The organism is Vibrio sp. 10N.222.52.B7, assembly GCF_041474275.1.
GTDB lineage: Bacteria > Pseudomonadota > Gammaproteobacteria > Enterobacterales > Vibrionaceae > Vibrio > Vibrio crassostreae_C.
In genome coordinates this window covers 27,443-51,573 of the sequence record NZ_JBFRTU010000026.1, presented here as the reverse complement: position 1 = coordinate 51,573, position 24,131 = coordinate 27,443, and the positions used below count along the sequence as shown (strand labels likewise).

Below are 24,131 nucleotides of genomic sequence, written 5' to 3'. Positions count from 1 at the left end.
AAGGAAAGGCGGATAACTTAGGTTATCCGCCTTTTTTGTTGGTTTCATGAAGCTAAATAGATTTACCAGTATTGCTCAATAAGTCCATCGGTAAGCACCGTTGCTATGGCGAACATCATGGTTGCGACTGCGATATCAATGCCTTTCTTAACCTTAGGTTTAGATAGCGTCGGGCCTAGTTTTGCAGCGCCTAATGACAAAGAATAGAACCAGACGAACGAAGCCAATATAGTCCCCATAGCAAATGCAATTCTGTCGTTGCCTTCAAATTGCCCACCAATGGATCCAAGAATTACCACGGTATCCAAATAGAGATGTGGGTTTAATACTGTTACTGCCAATGCCCCTAAAATAACGGTGCGCTTGCCACGCGCTAATATCTCACCTTTCGACTCATCACTGGTGCGCACTTTGAATGCACTGCGTAGTGAGAGCAAACCATACACAGTCAGAAAAGCGATGCCACCTAGTGTCACTGAGGTAAGCAGTAATTCATTTTGCGACAAGATCGCTCCGCCGCCAAAAATGCCTAATGAGATAAACAGAGTATCGAGCAGGCTACAAATCGTTGCTGTCGTTAAATGATGATTGCGTTTTATCCCTTGATTTAGGACGTACGCATTCTGAGCGCCAATAGGGATAATCATACTTGCCCCTAGACCAAAACCTTGTAATAAAACCCAAAAACTCATTTTAACCTCCACTTATTTAACGATATTTACGTGCTATATGGCGAAGATACTCTGACCCTTTAAATAAGTATAATTAATGATTTTAATCCATTATTAGAGTTGCTAATGTGGTGATGAGTTAGCTTAAAAAGGAAGCAAATTGATGCGCGGATTGGATTATAAATGGATTGAAGCACTGGATGCTGTAGTAAAACAACGTAGCTTCGAAAGGGCTGCTGAGCAGTTATATATCTCCCAGTCGGCGGTATCTCAACGCATCAAACAGCTGGAAAGGTGGTTGGCTCAGCCAGCCTTGGTGAGAGAAAGCCCGCCTAGGCCAACGCCTGCGGGTAAAAAACTACTGGGCTTATATCGCCGTGTTCGTTTGTTAGAGCACGAGCTTGTGCCTGAGTTGATGAATGAAGAGGGTAATCAACCACTATCGATATCCATAGCCACCAACGCTGATAGTTTGGCGACATGGTTGCTACCAGCTTTGTCGGATGTGATTAAGTCTCGCCAAGTCGAGTTGAACCTCGCGATTCATGGTGAGTCGAGAACCATTGAAAAGATTAAAAGTGGCGAGGTGGCCGGTGCAATCAGTTTGGAGTCTCAAGCGATTCCTGGCTGCAGTGCTGACTATCTCGGTAGGATGGATTATGTGTGCGTGGCTAGCCCTGACTTTCATCAGCGTTACTTTGCAGAGGGCGTAAACTACGCCACCTTAAGCAAAGCACCTGCGGTTTCCTATGATCAATACGATGATCTGCATAAGAAGTTTCTGCATGATCATTTTAACGTCCCGAGAGACAGTGTGATCAATCATACAGTCGGCAGTTCAGAAGCATTTGTGCGCTTGGCATTATCGGGTGTAGCCTATTGCTTGATCCCCCGATTACAGATTATCGATGAGCTCGAGTCTGGTGCTCTGATGGATATTACCCCTGGCTTTCTGCTCTCTTATCGCATCTATTGGCACCATTGGCAGCTTGAGAGCGGAGTATTAAAAGAGGTATCCCAAGCAATATTGAGTTTTGCTCACAATCACTTACCTCAGTAAACTGTTGGTTTTTTCAGCGTCAAAGTTCTGTTAGAAGTGTGTGCTCTGGATTGGCTAAACGATAAATTGCTCTATGATGAAAGGACATTTGTTTAGCATAGGTCATACCTAATGAAGCTTGTACCAAAGATGTTAGCAACGTCTCTTACTCTTACTGCGGCGTTGAGTGCTGTGAGTTTTCCATCATTGGCTGACTCTCCATCCTTTCCTCATATTTCAACGACAGGCTATGGTGAAGTGATCGCTACACCTGATATGGCGACATTCTCTGTGAGAGTCGTGGAATCGACGATGACTGCTGAACAGGCTAAAAATACCGTTGATAAAGTCGTGACAGGCTTTCTAAACAAGCTACATCAAGCTGGTGTTGATGAGGCGAGTGTACACAGCTCTAACCTGTATTTATCTCCTCAATATCATTACCCGAAAGATGGCAAACCGGAACTGGTTGGCTACCGCGCCTCACGTAATGTGACCGTTCAAGTGACTGAGCTAGCTAATCTTAATGAGTACATGGATATTGCGATTGGAGAAGGCATTAATCAGATCGACAACATCCAACTGCAAGTTCGCGACCAAGCTAAGTATCAAGAGCAAGCGCGCTTAGAAGCCATTAAAGATGCGACATCAAAAGCTAAATCATTGGCGAGTGGTTTTGAGCGCGAGTTAGGTGATGTATGGCGCGTGGATTACAACGCCCAATCTTCTCAGCCAGTACTCATGCGTTCAATGGCGATGGATGCAAGAACAGAATCGAACTCTTATGAAGACTCAACGATCACCATTCGTGATCGCGTGAATGTGATCTACCAGATCGAAGAGTAATGACAGTGCTATAGAAGGTTTTGGATCATGACGACCTAATTACCTACGATAGGCCAAATGCTAAAAAGGCTCTCATGATGAGAGCCTTTTTTATGCATTTTGAGTGCGATGATTAGTGAAGAAGACGAGCACGGATTGTGCCTTCGATCTCTTTCAGTTTAAGCAGTGCTTCTTCAGAGCGATCGGCTTCTACATCGATAACGACATAACCCATATCAGCCGCAGTCTGTAGGTATTGACCCGCGATGTTGATCCCTTCCTCAGCGAAGATGGTGTTGATCTGAGTTAGGATGCCTGGGCGGTTTTCGTGAATGTGTAATAAACGAGACGTTCCAGTATGCAGTGGTAGTGATACCTCAGGGAAGTTAACACTTGATAGCGTAGAGCCGTTATCAGAGTATTTCGCTAGCTTACCAGCAACTTCAACACCAATGTTCTCTTGTGCTTCTTGAGTTGAACCACCCACGTGAGGCGTTAGGATCACGTTATCGAACTGCATTAATGGAGACTCAAACGGGTCTGCATTGGTTTTTGGTTCTGTTGGGAAAACATCAATAGCCGCACCTGCAAGGTGTCCAGACTCCAGAGCGCCACACAGAGCAGGAATATCGACTACCGTGCCACGAGCTGCGTTGATAAAGATAGAACCAGGCTTCATGCGCTCGAACTCTTCTTTACCCATCATGTCTTTTGTTTCGTTGGTTTCAGGTACATGCAAAGAGATTACGTCACACTTGTTCAGTAATTCCGTCATGGTATGAACTTGCGTTGCGTTACCCAGAGACAGTTTGTTTTCAATGTCGTAGAAGTAAACACGCATGCCAAGGTTTTCAGCAATAATACCCAGTTGAGTACCGATGTGACCGTAGCCAATAATACCTAAACGCTTACCACGGGCTTCGTAAGAGTTGTCGGCACTCTTTTTCCAGATGCCACGGTGTGCAAGCGCGTTCTTTTCTGGAATGCCACGTAGTAGCAATAGAACCTGACCAAGAACGAGCTCAGCAACGCTTCGAGTGTTTGAGAACGGTGCGTTGAACACAGGGATACCGCGTTTTGCTGCTGCTTGAAGGTTGACTTGGTTAGTACCAATACAGAAACAACCGACGGCAACCAGCTTTTCAGCTGCATCAATAACTTCTTGGGAGATATTAGTGCGAGAACGAATACCAATGAAATGAGCATCTTTTACTGCTTCAAGAAGTTCATCTTCCGGTAGCGAGCCTTTGTGGTACTCAATGTTTGTGTAACCAGCGGCTTGCAGTACTTCTACAGAAGAAGGGTGAAGACCTTCTAGAAGTAGAATTTTAATTTTTTCTTTTTCCAGTGAAACTTTGGCCATTGTTCTCGTCCTTAAAATGGAAAGGTTGGGCAAATGCGGCGCACGTGCTACAAAATGGCTGAAAGGGGAACAAATTCACCACTTTGTTAGGAGACAAACGTTTTCCCTGTGCGTCTTCTGAACAATAAAGTAACAAAAAAAAAATGTTTTGGGTAAGAAAATTACGGAATAAGACATAATTTTACAGCAATAAAGCAAAAAAAACGGCGCCCTAGGGCACCGTATGTAATGAAGTAACAGAAAAACTCAATCTTCTATTATTTATTCTTCGATTTTTGCACCTTCAGGCGTGCCGGTGATAACCACATCAGCACCACGGTGAGCGAACAGACCAACCGTCACCACACCAGCTATACCATTGATGATATCTTCTAGTTGTTTCGGGTTTTCGATCGCCATGCCGTACACATCTAGGATCACGTTGTCGTTATCGGTTGTGCAGCCTTCGCGGTAAACTGGGTCACCACCAAGCTTAACCAACTCACGTGCCACGTATGAACGTGCCATTGGGATTACTTCAACAGGCAGTGGGAATTTACCCAACACATGAACTGCTTTAGTACCGTCAACAATACACACAAACTTATCAGAGATAGCCGCTACGATTTTTTCACGAGTCAAAGCAGCGCCGCCGCCTTTGATCATATCGCGAGTTGGGTTGATTTCATCTGCGCCATCAACATAGATGTCTAGCTTAGCGACATCGTTACACTCATACACTTTGATCTCTAGCTCTTCTAGTCGCTGCGTTGAAGCAACAGAGCTTGAAACCGCACCTTTGATTTTGTCTTTCATTGTGCCTAGTGCGTCGATGAAGTGATTTACTGTAGAGCCAGTACCTACACCTACAATGCTGCCTTCTTCAACATATTGAAGTGCTGCCCAGCCAGCTGCTTTTTTCATTTCATCTTGAGTCATGCCATTCTCCTGAATAAGGTCTTGCGCTTTGAATTGATCGTTTGCGTAATGATGAAGTTAACGTTTAGATATTGAGTTAACGTTTCTATATCGAGGTTAACGTTTGCGGCGCGATTATAGCGCTTTAATGGTTGTTTTCCCATTGCCAAGTTTTACTCGGAGTCACGATTTTAGGTAACGGAATGTCCCATTCTTCAATCGGTAGCGTATCAACATGTTGGCAATCATGAGCCAAACCAATAGGAGCTGCACCTTCGCCCGTCTCGAACCACTTTGCCAAGGTGCGATCGTAATATCCGCCGCCCATACCTAAACGATGGCCATGGGAGTCAAAGCCGACAAGGGGCGTAAGAATAAGGTCGAGTTGCTGACAAGGTTTAACCAGCATTTGATTGAGCTGAGGTTCGACAATACCGTACTTATTCAAGACCGTCGGTGTGGTTGGCGAGTAGTGTAAAAACAGCAGGTGCCCGGCAGAGAAGGGGTGCAATACTGGTAAATAAGTTTCCTTACCTTGCGCCCATAACCATTCGATTAAAGGCTGAGTATCGAGTTCGCCATCGATAGAGATATAGAGGGCAATATGCTGAGCAGACTGAATTTCATCAAGCTGCATGCACTGCTTAACTAAGTCGATACCGGATTGAGTTTGTTGGTCGCCAGATAAGGCATTGCGTTTGATACGGATCTGTTTGCGAAATTCGCTGCGTGTGAGCGTCTTCATAAGAAGGGATACCCCAAAGTGCCGTTGAGAATAGATGGCCCTTGAACCAGCGAGTTCAAGGCGGATCAGCAATGATTACCGTAGGCTTCTCGGTCGGGCCGAGCATGCTCAATAGCACTCAAGTACTAACCCTTAGGGATTGCTTATCGGCTCGGGGACGTGAATCCTCTGACAAACACTCCAGGGTAAATTTTGTGTACGCTATTGCTGTCCGTGCTTAACTTTACTGAGGACATCTGAAAGTGATGTCGTGAGCTGTTCCATTCGCTCGGTCAGTGCGTTTTGTTCATCATTTGCTTCAAACTTCTTGGTTTGTAATTCGTAGCAAATATTCAGAGCTGCGATAGTCAGCAGCTTCACTTCATTGGTTACCTTAGTACGTTCAGCCATCTCTTTCAATCGATTATCAAGATCGGCCGCCGCTGCAATCAATGACTCTTCTTGCCCTGGTGGACAATTCACTCGAGTCAGTTTTCCTAATATTTCAACGTCTACCGCTTGATTACTCATGATGGATGAACTCTTTAACGCGCTATTTTAAGGCTGTTGCCCTTCGCCATTTTTTGAGAAAGAAAAAGTGCAAGTACCGATGAGGAAGCAATCTCCTCTGAGGGAGAAACTATAGGTAAACCGCTATTAAGATTCAAGCTTTTCAGAGTGACTGTTTGTAAATGAGAGCTTGAGCACACAGTAATTCAGCAAATTGAACAATTGGTAGTCAGTCATCCTTCAATTGCTGGGGATCGATGCTTACCAGAATTGGGGTGAAGTGGTACGATTATACTATCGATATAAAGAATAACTGAGCGAGCTATCTGATGAGCGAAACTACTTTACCTGACTACCTAACGGTTGCGACTGAACTTCAATCGGCAAGTCTAGCCGTAACCCCTGCTGAGATGCACGGTTTATTAACGGGTATGTTAAGCGGAGGCTTAAGCCTTGCAGATAAAAGCTGGCAACCACTGATCTTCGATTACACCAATGAAGGCATGGGTTGGCCAGATCGCGCATTAACGCTAGCGGAAGCGACACTGAAAGTAACGACCAGTGAAATCACAGGTTCGGGTATGGAATTGTCTATGTTGCTGCCTGACGAAGACGCAAGCGCAAGCCTATTTGACTTGGCTGATGGTGTGTCTGATTGGATTAACCATTTCATTACTGGTCTAGGCTTGGTTGGCGCTCAATTGAACAAAGCGTCTGACAGTACAAAAGAAGCATTAGCTGATCTAGAAGAGATGGCTAAGCTAGGCATTGACGAAGAAGATGATCTGGAAGAGCAAGCGCAGCTTCTAGAGCACGTTATTGAGCATGTAAAAGCGTGTGCACTAACGATTCATGCTGAATTTGGTGCTCGCCCATCTGAAGATGCGGCGCCTACCATTCATTAATTCGTTGGCCGGTTTGAGGTTATGATGGCTCAGTATGATGTTGTAATTGCTGGTGGCGCAATGGCAGGGGCAACCTTAGCCCTTGCTTTGAATCACCTAAGCCAAGGTTCACTGTCGATTGCGGTAGTGGAGCCTTATCAGGTTGATCATCAAGCTCACCCTGGGTTTGATTCTCGTTCGATTGCTTTGTCCTATGGCACGGTGCAGATCCTGGATTCTTTGCGCTTATGGCAATCTATCGCTCCGGTCGCGACCCCGATTAAAGATATCCATGTTTCGGATCGCGGGCATGCCGGAATGACAGACATCTACAGTGAAGAGCTTGCTGTAGATGCGCTTGGCTACGTGGTCGAGTTAGCAGATGTGGGTCGAATCTATCAGCAGAAACTTGAATCAGAAGCGGCAATTACCATGCTTTGTCCTGAGTCTGTTAGTAAAGTTGAACGTGAAGAAGCGTTGACGACGATTGAACTGACAAGTGGGCAAACAGTAACCACTAAGTTACTGGTTGCTGCTGACGGTGCAATCTCAACCTGTTGCCAACAGCTCAATATCTCATTGAGTGAGCACGACTTTGAGCAAGTCGCTGTGATTGCCAATATTGTGGCGAGTGAACCTCACCAAGGTCGCGCATTTGAGCGTTTTACCCATCATGGGCCAGTTGCTCTATTACCGATGAGTGACAACCGTTTATCGTTGGTTTGGTGTTTAACACCAGAGCAAGCACAAAAAGTGATGACGCTAAACGACAATGAATTTCTTGAGCAATTGCAGAATGACTTTGGCTGGCGACTTGGCCGATTAGAGAAGGTCGGCAAGCGCGCGAGTTACCCTCTGATTCTTCGTCACCGACAGCAAAATATCTCTCATCGATTTGCCATTGTTGGTAATGCTGCTCAAACGCTTCACCCAATTGCGGGGCAAGGCTTTAACCTAGGCATCCGAGATGTGGCTTCCTTGGCAGAAGAGTTGTGTACCCAGTTAGATGATATAGGTCGTTACCGTGGTCTTGTTAACTTTAGAAAGCGTAGAGAACAAGACCGAGACGCAATGATCACGTTGACTTCAAGCCTAGTTCACCTGTTCTCAAACGATTATATGACCGCTCGCATTGGGCGTAATCTTGGGTTAGCCGTAATAGATAACCTTCCACCACTTAAAGGTCCACTTTTGCGTCATACGCTTGGCCTAGTAGAAAGATAAGGTAATAAATAATGATGCAAAGTGTTGATATCGCGATTGTTGGTGGTGGCATGGTTGGCCTAGCGCTTGCTGCTGCCCTAAAAGACAGTGACCTAAGAATCGCTGTCATTGAAGGCAGAGCGCCTAGTGAAGGGCTGAGTGAGCTGCCTGATGTGCGTGTATCCGCGTTGAGTCGTTCTAGTGAAGTGATTCTTCGTAACCTAGGTGCATGGCAAGGTATCGAACAAAGACGTGCTGCACCGTATCAAGCGATGGAAGTGTGGGAACAAGACAGTTTCGCTCGTATTGAGTTTGACTCGACACGCTTGGCTCAGCCTAATCTTGGTCATATCGTTGAAAACCGTGTGATTCAATTAGCGCTGCTTGATCAGGTTAAGAAACAAGACAACGTCAGCCTGTATATGCCCGCAACGTGTAAAACGATGGCGATTGGTGAAAGTGAAGCTTGGTTAACATTGGACAATGGTCAAGCACTGACAGCTAAGTTAGTTGTTGGAGCAGACGGCGCAAACTCTTGGGTTCGTAAGCAGCAAGATATCCCATTAACACATTGGGATTACGGACACAGTGCGATTGTCGCGAACATCAAAACCACAGAGCCGCACCACAGCGTTGCTCGTCAAATCTTCACGCCTCAAGGCCCATTGGCATTCCTACCAATGCAACCAAGCAACATGAGCTCGATTGTTTGGTCTACGGAACCAAATCGTGCCGAGAAGCTGGTATCCATGTCGGATGTTGATTTTAATAAGCAGCTAACGGCAGAGTTCGACTCGAAGCTTGGATTGTGCGAAGTGGTTGGTGACCGTTTTGCTTTCCCACTGCGCATGCGTTATGCGCGTGACTTTGCGGTAGAGCGTGTGGCTTTGGTTGGTGATGCTGCTCATACCATTCACCCATTAGCAGGGCAGGGTGTGAACCTTGGCTTATTAGACGCAGCAAGCTTAGCGCAAGAGCTGTTAAAGCTATGGTCTGCGGGTGAGGATATTGGCACCAAGCGTAATCTTCGCGGCTATGAGCGCTGGAGAAAAGCAGAGGCGGCGAAAATGATTGCTTCAATGCAGGGCTTCAAAGATCTGTTTGAAGGCGATAACCCAGCTAAGAAGCTGATTCGTGGTATTGGTATGAAGCTAGCGGGCCAATTACCGGGTGCGAAAGATGAGATCATGAAGCGCGCACTGGGTTTGTCTGGCAATCTTCCTGACTTAGCTAAGCGTCCAGTGACTCATCGATAATGACATAGTGTTCTGGTGGTTTATCGAATCATCATTGATACGAAAATTGGTACGAAAAAAGGGTTGGCATAATGCCAACCCTTTTTGTTTTTAATTCTGTAGATAATCAGGTCATGCGTACGCGCAGCGCAGTTTCATGATTTCACTATTTATTTCTTTCACTGTTTGAAAGTGACGTTTTTCTGCTCGGTCTGGTAGCACTAGCTTACCGTTATCAAACTCAAATTTTCCTACGCCGTAAATGTAGATTCGTCCTTTGAAAAGTCGACTTACATGTTTAGCAATCATACTCGGTGTATAGCGCTTAAACAGTCTCATTCTTAATTATCCTTATATTTACCTAGCCTGCATATTATAGAAAAACTCCGAGATAATAATTGTGATAAGCATGGAGTTATATGCAGTAGCGTTGACGTTAATTAGATATTTGTGCTGTTCTAAGCACTTTCTTCAGTAAATATCTATTTTTACGTGAGCTCCTCCCCAAAATAATACTGAGTAGTGAACTGCCGTGAACTTTTCTGTTCAGTATTAAGCAGTGATAATGTTACAAGTATAAGAATAGGCGGGATTTTTTTGTTTGTGTAATCAAATTGTAAATTTCGGACAAAAAAAAGCCCGTCTAAAACGGGCGAATAGTCACAGATGCATTACACAAAAGTGGATACTGATGTTACTCAGTGGATTCACTTGCACTGATTTGCTTAATAGCTAGTCAGTAAATTTACAATAACGCAAATTTAACTTTGTGACTACTTATGCTTTTATTTTGAGTAACTATTTATTAATGGTGTGTTCTTCTTATGACGAGGTTCACACTAAAAATGTACTCAATGAAATATTAAAATGAAGTTTGCGAAGCATGATCTAAACGATCATCGACTGATGTCCGCGACGGTCGGTGCACATAGCGCCATAAGATCATTGAGATCCAGCGCAACGCCAGCCATTCGGTCGCCGGAGCTAATGGTTACGGTCGAGTTGTTTTGAATGGAAGGATCAAAAATGATCGGCATGTGTCTCTTGAGAGCGAGCGGACCAACACAACCCACTTTAAAACCGGTGATCGCTTCAACATCAGCGAGCGACACGCAGGTCATTCGACGGCAATTCAGTACCGAGCGTACTTTCTTGGGGTCGACAGAGCGATCGCCAGCAGTACAGGCTAACGCATACTGGTTGCCCATATCCTTGAGCAGGATGCACTTCACCATTTGAGAGGCGTCGATGCCTCGCTCTTGTGTAGTTTCTTCAATGCTGGTGGTTGGCTTGCTTTGCATCAGCAGGCGATAATTCACCTGCTGTTGATCCAGCCATTGTGTAATCTGCGTTTCCACGTGGTTACTCGTCGTCAAGGCTGTACGGCAGTGGCAGGATATTCCATGTTTGATCAGGCTGCGCGGTCAGTCGCAGCTGAACATCGTCATCAAGGTTGTTTGGCAGTACCATCAAACCAATCGCTCGGTTATCAGCAAATTGATAGACGTTTAATAGTCGGCCTGCGCCACGCCAGTTCTCACCCACACTACGTTCCAGTTCAATAGGGTTTTCTAACGACAGCACGTCCGCAGTTGTGCCCGACACAATGCGCATCTCACGCTTGTTCATGCCACGGTACTTAGCACGAGCAACCGTTTCTTGACCTGTGTAACAGCCTTTTGAAAAGCTGATACCGCCAATCGCTTGCAGGTTAAGCGCTTGAGGGATGTGCTCGTTTTGCTCTGCTTTCGATAGGTTAGGCTGAGCATCAAGAATTTCATGATATTGCCAAAGTGTTTCTGATACTTTCTCCGCAGCGCTGTTTGATACCAAGGCTTCAGCGGCTTCTTCTGTTACAAGTAGAGCCCAGCGGTTATCTGCAACTTGAACCGCTGTACCACCAGAGATAGCACGCACATTACCTTGGCTTTCTGAAATAGAATCAATGTATTGATTAGCTGACGAACCCATCACACCGATAACAACGTCAGACGTTTGCTCGATATCGACCTTAGAGAACACCGCGTACTTCTTGATTTCAACGAGCTCGACTTCAATCGCTGATTTAGGTTGCATGAGTGCGTAGCCACCGTTGTGGTGGAACAAACGAAAGATACTCCATACCTTTCCTTTTGCATCACAGTGCGCGCCTAATGTGGATTCATCATTAGGAAGAGTGACGACATCGCACGTTACTTGACCCTGTAGGTACGACTTTTTGTCATCGCCTATCATGGTAATTGCTCTCCAGTCTGATACGTGTGTCATCATCAGTTCTGGAAGCGATTCATTTTGCGTATGAGCGAGTGGCTGAAATATGTTTTTCCAATCCATTTTATCTTTCCTAAGAATTTTATTTGGCTCTATGTTAATCCGGTTCTGTTTCTTTGTCAGCCTAGGTTTTTTTGTGAGCTTAGATAGGGACTGTGACTCACATAGTAGTTGCAAGGCGTATGACTTGTTACACTCCGAGAAAGAAAAATTATAGGTGAGGATAGCCAATGTACACTGCAGAGCAGAAAGCACGAATTAAATGGGGTTGCCGTCGCGGCATGTTAGAACTTGATGTAGTCATCATGCCATTTTTCGAAGAGTGTTTTGATTCATTGCAAGAGCAGGAACAGCGCGAGTTTGTTTCTCTATTAGAGTGTGATGATCCAGATTTGTTTACTTGGGTAATGGGCCACGGACGCAGTGAAAACCTAGGCCATGCATCAATGGTTGATAAAATTGTCGCACACAACCTCAGCAAGGTTCGTTAAGCTTCAGCTTAACCCTTCGTATTCCGCATTATTTGCAAAAGGCACTATTTTGGGGTGCCTTTTGTTTTTCATCGTCCTGTCTTCTATTCCACTTGCCGCCAGCCTTTATTGCTTAGCTTTAATGATCCGCTTGTTCAGAAACAATCATGTGATTCTAAATAGTGTCTATGGGCGTTTTGATTACAGAGAGGATGGTGATATTCGACTCAATGACCGAACTTACCGACTCAAGTCCGTTGATAAGATCTGGGCGCAGTTCTTCGTTCAATTGCAGTTTGAATGTGGGCACTCGGTACTGCTTTGGCGGGACAGCTGTTGCGAGCGAGAATATCGCCATTTTCTGGCGAACTTACAACGAGCGCGCTAGAGAAGCCAAACTATTCGATGAAAGAAAGTATTAGATAAAAGAAAGCGTTAGACAAAAGAAAAGGGAGCACTCGGCTCCCTTTCGTTTAATCATTTTCCGCTGACGGCTAATTCGCTAAGCACGTTTAACCAATTATTATGATTGGCGTTTCTCTGGCGTCAGAATCGTTGGGCCACTGTCTTCTGCAAGTTCAGGGTAATCCAACGTGTAGTGGAGGCCGCGGCTCTCTTTACGTTGCATTGCACAACGAACCATTAGCTCTGCCACTTGTAGCAAGTTACGCAGTTCTAATAGGTTATTCGAAACCTTGAAGTAGCTGTAGTACTCATGAGTTTCTTGTTGCAGCATCTGAATGCGACGCAATGCTCGCTCTAGTCGTTTATCCGTTCGAACAATGCCCATGTAATCCCACATGAATAGGCGCAGTTCGTGCCAGTTGTGTTGAATGATAACTTCTTCATCACTGTTGGTGACCTGGCTTTCATCCCATGCTGGCAGTTCAGCGCACAGTTGAGATTGGTCGATGTTCTCAACGATATCTTTTGCTGCTGCCCATGCGTAAACCACACACTCAAGCAGTGAGTTAGAAGCCATTCGGTTTGCACCGTGTAAGCCGGTGTAGCTCACTTCGCCAATCGCATACAAGTTCGTTAGGTCGGTTTGACCCTGCTTATTCACCATGACACCACCACACGTGTAGTGAGCGGCTGGTACGATAGGGATCGGCTCTTTGGTCATGTCGATGCCCAAGTCCATCAAGCGAGTATGGATCATCGGGAAGTGCGCTGTGATGAATTCTTCAGGCTTGTGGCTGATATCAACATACATACAGTCGGCACCTAAGCGCTTCATTTCGAAGTCAATTGCACGAGCAACCACATCACGTGGCGCCAGTTCACCGCGCTCATCGAAGTCCTTCATAAAGCGAGAACCATCTGGACGACGCAAGTAAGCACCTTCACCACGCAGTGCTTCCGTTAGTAGGAAGTTACGCGCTTCTGGGTGGAATAAACAAGTTGGGTGGAACTGGTTGAACTCAAGGTTTGCCACACGACAACCCGCACGCCAAGCGATAGCAATACCATCACCTGAAGAAACATCTGGGTTAGAGGTGTATTGGTAAACCTTTGAAGCGCCGCCTGTTGCTAATACAACAAACTTAGCGCGCACGGTTTCAACATGTTCTTGGTTACGGTTCCAAATGTAGGCACCGATCACCTTGTCTTTTGAACCACCAATCTTATCTTCCGTGATCAAATCCAGCGCATTGTGGCGCTCGAAGATCTCGATATTTGGGTGGTTGTTGACGTTATCTTGTAGTGAGGTTTGCATCGCCATGCCAGTTGCATCGGCAGCGTGCAGAATTCTGCGGTGACTGTGGCCACCCTCACGAGTGAGGTGATATTTTGGTTGGCCTTCTGTGCTGTTCTCATCTTTATCAAATGGAACACCACCATCAATCAGCCATTGCACACACTCTTTCGCATTTTCAGCAATGAATTGAACTGTATCTTCTTCGCATAACCCAGCCCCAGCGATTTGAGTATCCTCTACATGAGACTCAATACTGTCCGACTCATCGAACACCGCGGCGATACCACCTTGTGCGTAATACGTCGATCCTTCGCTGCGTGGTCCTTTGCTTAATACAATTACTTTTGCATGTTCTGCTACGCGTAAGGCTAATGACAAGCCTGCCGCACCACTTCCTACCACTAATACATCACACTGATGTTCACGGTTTGCGTTCATAAAACTTATTAAATCCCGGGCTATAGTCGAGTTGTCCACTCTCAATTGACTTTGTCTTGTTTTAGGAGTTTGGCTAAGACTGTTATAATCTCTCCAGAGTCATCCTTAAACGCTATGCAAAATCAATATATAGACAGCTATCTAGAAATATTTAATTGCTCAATACCATTGCTTTTGCTCAAGTTTCCCCAAATTGATAGGGATAGCTATTTTTATTACATCACATTGTGAAACAATAATGGCAAATAATTTTAAGAAAGTTGGAACTTTCGGTATTTGGCTTAGTCACAATAGTGCTCTTGTAGACGGTGGTGTCAATACTACATTTCGCATAATTAGTCCCCATATCTGTGAAGGTGAGGGTTATAACAATAGGAGTACCCGCTCGAATGAACGAGCAGCTAACCGATCAAGTGTTGATTGAGCGAGTTCAGAGTGGAGATAAGCAGGCATTTAACTTACTAGTGGTTAAGTATCAAAACAAAGTTTGTAATCTTATCTCTCGATACGTGAATAATTCCGGTGATGTACCTGATGTAGCACAAGAAGCTTTTATTAAAGCTTACCGCGCGATACCTAACTTTCGTGGCGAGAGTGCCTTCTATACATGGTTATACCGAATTGCCGTGAACACTGCTAAAAATCATATCGTTGCCCAAAGCCGTAGGCCGCCAGCAACCGATGTAGATGCAGAAGATGCAGAATATTACGAAACAGGCAGCGCGTTAAAAGAAATATCGAACCCTGAGAACTTAACGCTGTCAAACGAATTGAAACAAGTTGTTTTTGGAGCGATTGAAGCGCTACCAGAAGACTTAAAAACTGCAATGACGTTGCGTGAGCTCGAAGGTTTGAGCTACGAAGAGATTGCAGAAGTAATGGATTGCCCTGTAGGAACCGTACGTTCGCGTATTTTCCGAGCTCGTGAAGCGGTGGAAAAGAAAATCAAACCTCTTTTGCAACGCTAGAACTTGTAATAATTATGGTGAAAATAATGGCTGATAAAGAAAAGCTTTCGGCACTCATGGATGGTGAAACGATCGATAAAGCTCTCATTGTAGATCTAGAATCTGATCAAGAAAGCATGGATACTTGGCAGAGTTACCATTTAATTGGTGATGTTATGCGTGGGGATTCGCCAGAAACTCCAGAGTGGAACATTGCTAATAGTGTAGCGGCAGCGCTTGAGAACGAGCCTGCACATGGTTCAATGTCGAACCTGCACCAAGTGAATGTTGAACCTACTGTTGCTCCAATTGAAGAGCAACCTAAACCTCAGCAAGCGAAGCGTCAGCTTCCGGCGTGGTTACAACAGTTTGGACAAGTTGCCGTGGCAGCGTGTGTTTCATTAGCCGTTGTATTAGGTGTTCAACAATATGGTGGTAGCGACCCTGCAGCACCAGAGCAGTTGCCTGTACTCCAGACGATTCCATTTGCCGGTTCTGCGGAACCAGTAAGTTTAACGCGTGACTCTGTTGAGAAACCAGCATCTGAAGCTAACTTGCAAGAGCAGCGCAAACGCGTTCATGCATTGTTAGAAGATTATGAGCTGCAGCTAAGATTAAACAGTGATGCATCGCCAATGCAAGATGCACATCTAGAATCGGACATTGAATGAAGAAAATCCTGGTCAGTGCACTGACACTGTTCAGCTTGATGTCTCCAACAGCCTTTGCAGAGGAAACCACTGCAAAGGCCTTGTTGCATCAAATGAACGAGGCCAGTCAGCATCTAAATTACGAACTCTCCTACATTTTGATAAAGAAGAGCAGTATTGAGCCTCTTGTTTATCGCCATGCGGTTAACGACGACCAACAACTTGCACACCTTGTTTATCTAAGCGGCCCTGTTCGTGAAGTCATTCGACGTGGCAACGAAGTTAGCTACATCGAGCCGGGTACAGAGCCATTTACGATTCAGTCAGGCAGCATGGTTGCGCCTGTTATTCCGATGATTAATCGAGATATCGAATCTCTGAATCAGTACTACGACTTTGTGAAAGTTGGTCGCTCTCGTGAAGCAGGTAGCACCACTCAAGTGCTGCGTGTCGTGCCGAAAGATGGCCTTCGCTACTCTTACGTGGTTTGGGTAGACGAAAAAACGAATCTTCCTTTGCGTGCCGACCTTTTGGATCGTGATGGCGAAGTGCTTGAACAGTACCGCACTATCTCTTACGTGGTGAACGATAAGATTGCTGAGGCTATGGGTGGCTTGAGCCAAGCTCAATTGCCGAAAGTTTTATCATTACCGGAAGGCTTAGTGAGTGAAACTAACTGGCAAGCGTCGTGGATTCCTGAAGGGTTTAAATCAAAAGAGCTTAGCCGCTATCAAATGGCTGCGACCGATAAAATGGTTGAAAGTCAGCTTTTCAGTGATGGACTGTTTAACTTTTCGGTTTATATCGCGGAAAAAGATGAGCATTCATTGAAAGGGCAGCTGGTGCGTCAAGGGCGTAGAACCTTGCACAGCTTAGTGATTGGCGATAAAGAGATCTCTGTGGTTGGTGACATTCCGCCGGCAACTGCAAAACGTATTGCTCAGTCAGTTACATTTAATAAATCGGTACAAGCGCAATGATGACCGCGCTGGCGACCGTTAGCTCGGTTGAACAAAAAGGTAAGCAATACTTTGTTCAATTGAGCTGCGAACAACAAACCAGTTGTAGCAGCTGTTCTTCTCAAAAAAACTGCGGTACGGGTATTGTGACCAAGGCTGTTGGCAATAAATCTTTGTTTTGGCAGCTTAAAACCAAAAGCTTAGTCAAAGCTGGACAAATCGTAGAAATTGGCTTTCCAGAAAAAAGCCTACTTCAGTCGGCGGCGATTGTTTATCTCATCCCACTTTTCATGTTGATGATTGGTGCTGGTTTTGGGCAACTCTTGTTACAACCCTTACTCCAGGGGGGCGAGGGCATTGTTATCTTAAGTGCAGCACTGTTTACTGCTGGTGGGATTGCCTTAGCGAAGCGGTTAGCCAAACCCATGGAAGACAAATCCAAGCAAGAAGTCGTCTTGATTCGAATCCTAGGTGAGTCTCTCGTCTAATTTATGATGCTTCTTGCCCTTAAATTGGGTAGAATCTGCCAACTTGATTGAAATGCCGCCACCAATGCTGACTGTAGATTGGACGCGTCGCGGCTTTCTTATTATCCCTATTCAAAGAGTTTAGTCACACCAAGCCTATGAAGCACATTCGTAATTTTTCGATTATCGCCCACATCGACCACGGTAAGTCGACCCTTTCTGACCGCTTAATCCAAGTTTGTGGAGGATTAAGTGAACGTGAGATGGCAGCTCAAGTCCTCGATTCTATGGATATAGAACGCGAGCGTGGTATTACAATTAAAGCGCAGAGTGTGACTTTAGATTACAAAGCTAAAGATGGTGAAACTTACCAACTTAACTTTATCGACACTCCTGGACACGTAGACTTCTCTTACGAAGTATCTCGTTCTCTAGCGGCTTGTGAAGGCGCACTACTTGTAGTGGATGCTGGCCAAGGTGTTGAAGCACAAACTCTAGCAAACTGTTACACAGCAATCGAAATGGAACTGGAAGTAGTGCCAATCTTGAACAAGATTGACCTACCAGCTGCTGAACCAGAACGTGTTGCTGAAGAAATCGAAGAGATCGTTGGCATCGATGCGATGGAAGCGACTCGCTGTTCTGCGAAAACAGGTTTGGGTGTTGATGATGTTCTAGAAAACATCGTGACGGCAATCCCGCCACCGGAAGGTGATCCTGAAGCGCCTCTACAAGCGTTGATCATTGACTCTTGGTTCGATAACTACCTTGGCGTAGTTTCTTTGGTTCGTATCAAAAACGGTAAGCTGAAGAAGAACGATAAGATCAAAGTAATGTCGACAGACCAAGTATGGGGTGTTGACCGTCTAGGTATCTTCACGCCTAAGCAAATCGATACTACAGAGCTAAATACTGGCGAAGTAGGTTGGGTTGTTTGTGGTATTAAAGACATCCTAGGTGCACCGGTTGGTGATACGTTGACGCTTGCAAAAGGCGGCAGCACTGAACGTCTACCTGGTTTCCAAAAAGTGAAGCCTCAGGTATACGCTGGTCTATTCCCTGTATCATCTGATGACTACGAAAACTTCCGTGACGCGTTAGGCAAATTAAGCCTGAACGATGCATCACTGTTCTTTGAACCAGAAAGTTCAGCAGCACTTGGTTTTGGTTTCCGTTGTGGCTTCTTAGGAATGCTTCACATGGAGATCATCCAAGAGCGTCTAGAGCGTGAATACGACCTAGACCTAATCACAACTGCTCCAACAGTAGTGTATGAAGTTGTAAAAACAGATAAAACGGTTCTTTACGTTGATAGCCCGGCTAAACTGCCAGCGGTTAATGACCTAGAAGAAATTCGTGAGCCAATTGCACGCTGTAATATTCTGGTACCTTCGGATTACCTAGGTAACGTAATCACACTGTGTGTTGAGAAGCGTGGCGTACAAGTAGACATGGTCTACCACGGTAACCAAGTTGCTGTGACGTACGATCTTCCTATGGCAGAAGTAGTTCTAGACTTCTTCGACCGTCTGAAGTCAACGTCTCGCGGCTATGCATCATTGGATTACAACTTCCAACGTTACGAGCCATCAAACATGGTACGTGTAGACGTACTGCTGAATGGCGAAACAGTTGATGCACTAGCTATCATTACGCACAAAGATATTGCTCAGTCTCGTGGTCGTCTACTGGTAGAGAAGATGAAAGAATTCATCCCTCGTCAGATGTTCGATATCGCGATTCAAGCAGCGATTGGTAACCACATCATTGCTCGTTCTACAGTGAAACAACTGCGTAAGAACGTAATCGCAAAATGTTACGGTGGTGATATCAGTCGTAAGAAGAAACTTCTTAAGAAACAAAAAGAAGGTAAGAAGCGTATGAAGCAGATCGGTAACGTTGAACTGCCTCAAGAAGCTTTCCTTGCAATCCTTCATGTTGGCAAAGACTAGGTATCAATCGCACTAACTATCTGCTGAACATTACTGGTTAAAATCGTTTATTTCTTTGTTGCAAAGATTGCAATTAGGCCCACTAGTCACTGCACTTTGCGCCTCGAACTAAACGATTTTTCCTTCGTAATCTTCCCAGCATTTAGTCAGCATGATTGATACAAATTAGAAATATTAAGCAGAGTGAAAGAGTTATGCTCTTTCACTTTCGTTATTTTTAAAGAAATGAAATTTAAGGGATATCAATGGCTAATACATTTTCGCTTATCTTAGTGATCGTAACTCTAGTGACCGGCATTGTATGGGCGTTGGAAAAGTTTGTGTGGGCGAAGAAGCGCCAGCAAAAACTTGCTGACGTTGAAGCACAATCGAATGGCCTAGACGCTGAAACCAGCGCAAAAGTTACGGCTCAGCCTTGGTGGGTTGAGAACAGTGTGTCCATTTTCCCGGTAATTGCATTTGTTTTGATCTTGCGTTCATTCATCTATGAACCGTTTCAAATCCCTTCTGGCTCGATGATGCCAACCCTTTTGGTTGGTGATTTCATCTTGGTAGAGAAGTACGCGTACGGTCTAAAAGACCCAGTATGGCGCACTCAATTGGTAGAAACAGGCAAGCCAGAACGCGGTGACTCAATCGTATTTAAGTACCCACCTCAGCCAAACATCGACTACATTAAGCGTGTTGTTGGTATGCCTGGTGACACTATTCGCTACAGCAGTCGTAAAGAGATCTGCATTCAGGCGAAGGGTACAAGTAGCTGTGAACCAGTGAAACTAAGTAATGTTAAAGAGAGCCAATTTATTCAAGATGGTGTGCCTCTGATTCAGCTGAACGAACAGCTTGGAGACGTAGAGCACCAGATTTTAGTTAACCCATTACGCCGTGATCGTGTGCAAGCATATCAGCCTCGCAATGGTGTTAACGAATGGGTCGTTCCAGAAGGCCAGTACTTTGTGATGGGTGATAACCGTGACAACAGTGCCGATAGCCGTTACTGGGGCTTTGTCCCTGAAGCAAACCTTGTTGGTAAGGCCGTTGCTATTTGGATCAGCTTCGAATTCGAACGCGGTTCAGACAGTGTACTTCCAACATGGATTCCTACTGGTGTGCGTTTTAATCGCATCGGTGGGATTCATTAATCGATCACATAACACATCGAGAGAGCATGAATTCTCCAATTGATAAACTAGAGAGAAAGATTGGCTATCAGTTTAATGATGCCGATCTTATCCACTTGGCGCTGACTCACCGCAGCGCCGCAGGTAAACATAACGAACGTCTTGAGTTTCTGGGCGATTCAATTTTAAGTTTTGTTATCGCTGATGATCTTTACCACCGTTTTCCTAAGGTAAACGAAGGTGATATGAGCCGCATGCGCGCAACATTAGTACGTGGTCATACATTGGCAGAACTAGGTCGTGAATTCGAACTAGGAGATTACTTAAAATTAGGTCCAGGTGAGTTGAAGAGTGGCGGTTTCCGTCGTGATTCTATTCTAGCGGATGCGGTTGAAGCGATCATCGGCGCTGTCTATTTAGATAGTGATACCGAGACGGTTCGCGGCATTATTTTAAGCTGGTACCAATCTCGCCTAGATGCTATTCAGCCTGGAGTATCTCAAAAAGATCCGAAAACTCGCCTACAAGAGTTTTTGCAAGGTCGAAGAAATCCTCTACCTGTCTACACAGTGACTAATATTAAAGGTGAAGCACACAACCAAGAGTTTACGGTTGAGTGTGAAGTGGCAGGTGTGGATAAACCTGTTATCGGTAAAGGCACTAGCCGCCGCAAGGCAGAACAAGCGGCTGCTGAAACAGCATTAGAGCAACTAAGCAATGTCTGATAACAACCAAGATTTCGATATCGATGCATTCTTTTCATCTGATAGCAAAAAAACAGGCCTACCGGAAAACCAACACTGTGGCTTCATCGCTATTGTCGGTCGCCCAAATGTAGGTAAGTCGACGCTTCTGAACCATATTCTGGGTCAGAAGATTTCTATTACATCACGTAAACCACAGACGACACGTCACCGTATTATGGGCGTTGAAACTGAGGGTGATTACCAAGCGATCTTTGTTGATACTCCTGGACTTCATATTGAAGAAAAGCGTGCCATCAACCGCTTGATGAACCGTGCGGCGAACAGCTCATTGAGTGATGTAAACCTAGTATTCTTCCTTGTCGATGGTACTCACTGGACTGACGACGATGAGATGGTTCTGAACAAACTGAAGAAGACTGACTTCCCAGTTGTACTTTGCATCAACAAAGTAGATAACGTTCAAGACCGTACTAACGTGATGCAGCACATGATGGAAGTCTCTAAGAAGATGGACTTCATTGATGTAGTGCCAATCTCAGCGAAGCAAGGTAAAAATATTGATGTACTGCGTAAGCACGTACGTGAACATTTACCTAAAGCGACACACCACTTCCCTGAAGAATACGTGACTGATCGCTCGCAACGTTTTATGGCCTCTGAAATTATCCGTGAAAAGCTGATGCGCTTTACGGGTGACGAGCTACCTTACTCGGTAACGGTTGAAATCGAACGTTTCGATTACAACCCAGATAACGATGGCTTCCACATCAATGCACTGATTCTTGTTGAGCGTACAGGCCAGAAGAAAATGGTGATTGGTAAAGCGGGCGAGAAGATCAAAACGATTGGTCGTGAAGCGCGTATCGATATGGAAGAGCTATTCGGCCGTAAGGTTTACCTAGAGACTTGGGTCAAGGTTAAATCTGGCTGGGCTGATGATGAGCGTGCACTTCGCTCGTTAGGCTACATCGACGATCTATAATATATTGAACGTCACTTTCTGAGATTAAGAAAGTTGAACTGAAGATAAATCCAAGAGAGAGTGCGAACTCTCTCTTTTTGTATCTGTAATAAGGGTAAGTGATTGAGCGAAGGGTTACAGCGATGCTTTGTGTTGCACCGTCGACCATACAGTGAGTCGAGCCTGATCTTGGACGTCTTCAGCGAAGAGTTCGGTCGGGTGACGTTGATGTCTAAAGGCGCTCGCAGCAAGCGTTCCAATTTGAAAGGTGCATTACAACCTTTTACGCCGCTATTGCTTAAGTGGTCTGGTAATGGTTCGATGAAAACCTTACGCCAAGCTGAACCCATCAGCTTGGGGCTCCCTCTCGCCGGTATTAATCTGTATTCAGGCATGTACGTGAACGAGCTTATCGGTCGGGTATTGATGGCGGAAGTACCGATGCCTGCACTTTTTCACGACTATCTTCATGCTTTAACAGAGCTGGCGCATAATGATAATCCTGAGCCAGCACTGCGTCGCTTTGAGCTGGCTCTATTATCTGCTATGGGTTACGGCGTCGACTTTTTACACTGCGCGGGCACTGGCGAAGCGATTGATCCGAGCATGACTTATCGCTATCGAGAGCAGAAAGGTTTCATCGCTTCAGTACGTCGAGATAACCTGACTTTTATGGGCGATGAACTTATTGCAATCAGCGAACGTAGGTTTATCACTAAAGAGCAGTTAAAAGCGGCAAAACGCTTTACACGCATAGCCTTAAAGCCGTATCTTGGCGGCAAACCATTAAAAAGTAGAGAGCTATTTATGCCAACAATAGCCCTCTCCAGAGCACGGAGTATTGGAAAATGAGCTCAATCCTTTTAGGCGTTAATATCGACCATATTGCAACACTACGTAATGCACGTGGTACTAAATACCCAGATCCAGTACACGCAGCTGAAATCGCTGAACGTGCTGGTGCAGATGGCATTACTATTCACCTGCGTGAAGACCGTCGTCACATCGTTGATCGCGATGTGCGTATTCTGGCTGAAACACTTCAAACTCGCATGAACTTGGAGATGGCCGTAACGGACGAGATGGTTCAAATTGCACTCGATACTAATCCTGAGTTTGTTTGTCTGGTTCCTGAAAAACGTGAAGAGCTAACCACTGAAGGTGGCTTGGACGTAGTTGGTCAACTAGAGAAGATCAAAGCGGCGACACAAAAACTGTCTGCAGCAGGTATCAAGGTATCTCTGTTTATCGATGCTGACCGTGAGCAAATCGATGCTGCAAAAGCGTGTGGCGCACCGTTCATTGAACTGCACACGGGTCACTATGCTGATGCTAAGACAGAAGAAGATCAACAAGACGAGCTTAAGAAGATCGCAGCAGGCGCAAGCTATGCAGATGACTTAGGTATCACAGTCAATGCGGGTCATGGTCTGACTTACCACAACGTAGCACCGATTGCGGCACTTCCAGAGATCTACGAGCTGAACATCGGTCACTCGATCATGGGACGTGCAGTGTTTGATGGCTTAAACAAAGCCGTTGCAGACATGAAAGCAATCATGGAAACAGCACGTAACAACGCTTAGTTCGGCAAGTCGTCGGCACTAAGCGATGTACAGTTAATCATTAGACAGAAGTTAAGTAGTAGAGGAAACATGGCAGTTGTTGGATTAGGTACAGATATCGCAGAAATCGAACGTGTCGAGAAGGCGCTGTCGCGAAGTGGCGACGCTTTTGCTCAGCGTATTTTGACGGATTCTGAGTTTGAAGTATTCCAACAGTTGAAGCAAAAAGGCCGTTACCTTGCAAAACGTTTTGCTGCTAAAGAAGCTGCATCTAAGGCGTTAGGTACGGGGATTGCGCTGGGTGTTACCTTCCACGACTTTGAGATTTCAAACGATGAGCATGGTAAGCCAGTATTGAGCTTACACAAGAAAGCGCGTGAAATCGCAGAGGCGAATGGCACAACATCGATTCATCTGACTATCTCGGATGAGCGTCACTACGCTGTGGCAACGGTGTTACTCGAATCGTAAACAGATTATCGCGACTTTATATCTAGTGCTCTTGGCTCTAGACAGAAAAAAGCAGAGCTCATGAGCTCTGCTTTTTTATTGGCGGGTAAACCCTCTAAA

At 45.3% G+C, this 24,131-nt stretch carries 27 protein-coding genes and 1 other RNA gene; 18 read left to right on the top strand and 10 right to left on the bottom strand.

The annotated features are described in order from the left end of the window. Window positions 1–62: 62 nt before the first annotated feature. Complete coding sequence (locus AB4512_RS10100) at window positions 63–692, bottom strand: LysE/ArgO family amino acid transporter (protein ID WP_017059061.1); 630 nt, start codon at window positions 690–692, stop codon at window positions 63–65. A 142-nt stretch (window positions 693–834) separates the two neighbouring features. Here AB4512_RS10100 and AB4512_RS10095 point away from each other — a divergent pair, with 142 nt between their 5' ends. Both AB4512_RS10095 and AB4512_RS10090 read left to right on the top strand, forming a co-directional pair. Next, window positions 835–1,731, top strand: coding sequence for a LysR family transcriptional regulator ArgP (locus AB4512_RS10095; protein WP_372174858.1), 897 nt, complete (start codon window positions 835–837; stop codon window positions 1,729–1,731). Window positions 1,732–1,842: 111 nt separating this feature from the next. Then, on the top strand, window positions 1,843–2,556 hold the full coding sequence (locus AB4512_RS10090; protein ID WP_017059059.1) for an oxidative stress defense protein: 714 nt from the start codon (window positions 1,843–1,845) through the stop codon (window positions 2,554–2,556). A gap of 112 nt (window positions 2,557–2,668) precedes the next feature. Here AB4512_RS10090 and serA read toward each other — a convergent pair whose 3' ends face one another. The 5 genes from serA to zapA form a co-directional block, all read right to left on the bottom strand. Continuing rightward, entirely contained in the window at window positions 2,669–3,898 is a 1,230-nt protein-coding gene (gene serA, locus AB4512_RS10085; protein ID WP_017059058.1) for a phosphoglycerate dehydrogenase, read from the bottom strand. 261 nt (window positions 3,899–4,159) lie between these two features. Next, the gene (gene rpiA / locus AB4512_RS10080; RefSeq protein WP_372174857.1) at window positions 4,160–4,816 is read right to left on the bottom strand and encodes a ribose-5-phosphate isomerase RpiA; all 657 of its coding nucleotides are present in this window, start codon (window positions 4,814–4,816) and stop codon (window positions 4,160–4,162) included. Between the two features lie 124 nt (window positions 4,817–4,940). Next, window positions 4,941–5,540, bottom strand: a complete 600-nt coding sequence (locus AB4512_RS10075) for a 5-formyltetrahydrofolate cyclo-ligase (protein WP_372124977.1) — start codon at window positions 5,538–5,540, stop codon at window positions 4,941–4,943. A gap of 6 nt (window positions 5,541–5,546) precedes the next feature. After that, window positions 5,547–5,730: non-coding RNA, 6S RNA (ssrS, locus tag AB4512_RS10070), on the bottom strand. Window positions 5,731–5,741: 11 nt separating this feature from the next. Then, window positions 5,742–6,050, bottom strand: coding sequence for a cell division protein ZapA (gene zapA / locus AB4512_RS10065; RefSeq protein ID WP_004735366.1), 309 nt, complete (start codon window positions 6,048–6,050; stop codon window positions 5,742–5,744). Between the two features lie 308 nt (window positions 6,051–6,358). Here zapA and AB4512_RS10060 point away from each other — a divergent pair, with 308 nt between their 5' ends. From AB4512_RS10060 to AB4512_RS10050, 3 genes are read left to right on the top strand one after another with little or no spacing between them, the layout of a single operon-like run. After that, a complete protein-coding gene (locus tag AB4512_RS10060; RefSeq protein ID WP_017059055.1) occupies window positions 6,359–6,934 on the top strand; it encodes a YecA family protein in 576 nt (191 codons plus the stop codon). A 24-nt stretch (window positions 6,935–6,958) separates the two neighbouring features. Further along, entirely contained in the window at window positions 6,959–8,137 is a 1,179-nt protein-coding gene (gene ubiH / locus AB4512_RS10055; RefSeq protein ID WP_372174860.1) for a 2-octaprenyl-6-methoxyphenyl hydroxylase, read from the top strand. Window positions 8,138–8,148: 11 nt separating this feature from the next. After that, window positions 8,149–9,372 carry an FAD-dependent 2-octaprenylphenol hydroxylase gene (locus AB4512_RS10050; RefSeq protein WP_102321427.1) on the top strand — a complete coding sequence of 408 codons (1,224 nt, stop codon included), beginning with the start codon at window positions 8,149–8,151 and terminating at the stop codon, window positions 9,370–9,372. A gap of 111 nt (window positions 9,373–9,483) precedes the next feature. Here the strand turns inward: AB4512_RS10050 and AB4512_RS10045 are convergent, their stop codons facing one another. The 3 genes from AB4512_RS10045 to ygfZ form a co-directional block, all read right to left on the bottom strand. Then, the gene (locus tag AB4512_RS10045; RefSeq protein WP_009847660.1) at window positions 9,484–9,690 is read right to left on the bottom strand and encodes a DUF1107 domain-containing protein; all 207 of its coding nucleotides are present in this window, start codon (window positions 9,688–9,690) and stop codon (window positions 9,484–9,486) included. 557 nt (window positions 9,691–10,247) lie between these two features. Next, window positions 10,248–10,709: an aminoacyl-tRNA deacylase gene (locus AB4512_RS10040; protein ID WP_372174856.1), complete on the bottom strand. Its 462-nt coding sequence runs from the start codon at window positions 10,707–10,709 to the stop codon at window positions 10,248–10,250. A 4-nt stretch (window positions 10,710–10,713) separates the two neighbouring features. Beyond that, window positions 10,714–11,685 carry a tRNA-modifying protein YgfZ gene (ygfZ, locus tag AB4512_RS10035; RefSeq protein ID WP_372174855.1) on the bottom strand — a complete coding sequence of 324 codons (972 nt, stop codon included), beginning with the start codon at window positions 11,683–11,685 and terminating at the stop codon, window positions 10,714–10,716. 167 nt (window positions 11,686–11,852) lie between these two features. On the opposite strand from ygfZ, the gene AB4512_RS10030 reads away from it, so the two are divergent. Together AB4512_RS10030 and AB4512_RS10025 are read left to right on the top strand one after the other, a co-directional pair. Continuing rightward, window positions 11,853–12,113 (top strand): succinate dehydrogenase assembly factor 2, encoded by a 261-nt coding sequence (locus tag AB4512_RS10030; RefSeq protein ID WP_004735374.1) that lies wholly within the window; start codon window positions 11,853–11,855, stop codon window positions 12,111–12,113. Then, window positions 12,061–12,480: a protein YgfX gene (locus AB4512_RS10025; RefSeq protein WP_372174854.1), complete on the top strand. Its 420-nt coding sequence runs from the start codon at window positions 12,061–12,063 to the stop codon at window positions 12,478–12,480. Before AB4512_RS10030 ends, AB4512_RS10025 begins: the two co-directional genes overlap by 53 nt. Window positions 12,481–12,615: 135 nt before the next feature. Here the strand turns inward: AB4512_RS10025 and nadB are convergent, their stop codons facing one another. Then, window positions 12,616–14,232, bottom strand: a complete 1,617-nt coding sequence (nadB, locus tag AB4512_RS10020) for an L-aspartate oxidase (RefSeq protein WP_017059049.1) — start codon at window positions 14,230–14,232, stop codon at window positions 12,616–12,618. 389 nt (window positions 14,233–14,621) lie between these two features. Between nadB and rpoE the strand changes: the two genes are divergently transcribed. The 11 genes from rpoE to acpS all read left to right on the top strand — a co-directional run bounded on the left by rpoE (window position 14,622) and on the right by acpS (window position 24,032). After that, window positions 14,622–15,200, top strand: a complete 579-nt coding sequence (rpoE, locus tag AB4512_RS10015) for an RNA polymerase sigma factor RpoE (protein WP_004735377.1) — start codon at window positions 14,622–14,624, stop codon at window positions 15,198–15,200. A 26-nt stretch (window positions 15,201–15,226) separates the two neighbouring features. Further along, the gene (locus AB4512_RS10010) at window positions 15,227–15,850 is read left to right on the top strand and encodes a sigma-E factor negative regulatory protein (protein ID WP_017063205.1); all 624 of its coding nucleotides are present in this window, start codon (window positions 15,227–15,229) and stop codon (window positions 15,848–15,850) included. After that, window positions 15,847–16,809: a sigma-E factor regulatory protein RseB gene (gene rseB, locus AB4512_RS10005; protein ID WP_017059047.1), complete on the top strand. Its 963-nt coding sequence runs from the start codon at window positions 15,847–15,849 to the stop codon at window positions 16,807–16,809. The genes AB4512_RS10010 and rseB overlap by 4 nt, the downstream gene beginning before the upstream one ends. After that, window positions 16,806–17,276 carry a SoxR reducing system RseC family protein gene (locus AB4512_RS10000; protein ID WP_017059046.1) on the top strand — a complete coding sequence of 157 codons (471 nt, stop codon included), beginning with the start codon at window positions 16,806–16,808 and terminating at the stop codon, window positions 17,274–17,276. Before rseB ends, AB4512_RS10000 begins: the two co-directional genes overlap by 4 nt. Before the next feature lie 137 nt (window positions 17,277–17,413). Beyond that, complete coding sequence (lepA, locus tag AB4512_RS09995; protein ID WP_017059045.1) at window positions 17,414–19,207, top strand: translation elongation factor 4; 1,794 nt, start codon at window positions 17,414–17,416, stop codon at window positions 19,205–19,207. 245 nt (window positions 19,208–19,452) lie between these two features. After that, the gene (lepB, locus tag AB4512_RS09990) at window positions 19,453–20,349 is read left to right on the top strand and encodes a signal peptidase I (protein WP_017059044.1); all 897 of its coding nucleotides are present in this window, start codon (window positions 19,453–19,455) and stop codon (window positions 20,347–20,349) included. Between the two features lie 26 nt (window positions 20,350–20,375). Then, the gene (gene rnc, locus AB4512_RS09985; RefSeq protein WP_017059043.1) at window positions 20,376–21,053 is read left to right on the top strand and encodes a ribonuclease III; all 678 of its coding nucleotides are present in this window, start codon (window positions 20,376–20,378) and stop codon (window positions 21,051–21,053) included. Further along, window positions 21,046–22,017: a GTPase Era gene (gene era, locus AB4512_RS09980; RefSeq protein WP_017059042.1), complete on the top strand. Its 972-nt coding sequence runs from the start codon at window positions 21,046–21,048 to the stop codon at window positions 22,015–22,017. Before rnc ends, era begins: the two co-directional genes overlap by 8 nt. Window positions 22,018–22,119: 102 nt before the next feature. Continuing rightward, window positions 22,120–22,848, top strand: a complete 729-nt coding sequence (recO, locus tag AB4512_RS09975) for a DNA repair protein RecO (RefSeq protein ID WP_019826299.1) — start codon at window positions 22,120–22,122, stop codon at window positions 22,846–22,848. Next, the gene (gene pdxJ, locus AB4512_RS09970) at window positions 22,845–23,582 is read left to right on the top strand and encodes a pyridoxine 5'-phosphate synthase (RefSeq protein ID WP_017059040.1); all 738 of its coding nucleotides are present in this window, start codon (window positions 22,845–22,847) and stop codon (window positions 23,580–23,582) included. The genes recO and pdxJ overlap by 4 nt, the downstream gene beginning before the upstream one ends. A 69-nt stretch (window positions 23,583–23,651) precedes the next feature. After that, window positions 23,652–24,032 carry a holo-ACP synthase gene (gene acpS / locus AB4512_RS09965; protein ID WP_017059039.1) on the top strand — a complete coding sequence of 127 codons (381 nt, stop codon included), beginning with the start codon at window positions 23,652–23,654 and terminating at the stop codon, window positions 24,030–24,032. Window positions 24,033–24,131: the final 99 nt, after the last annotated feature.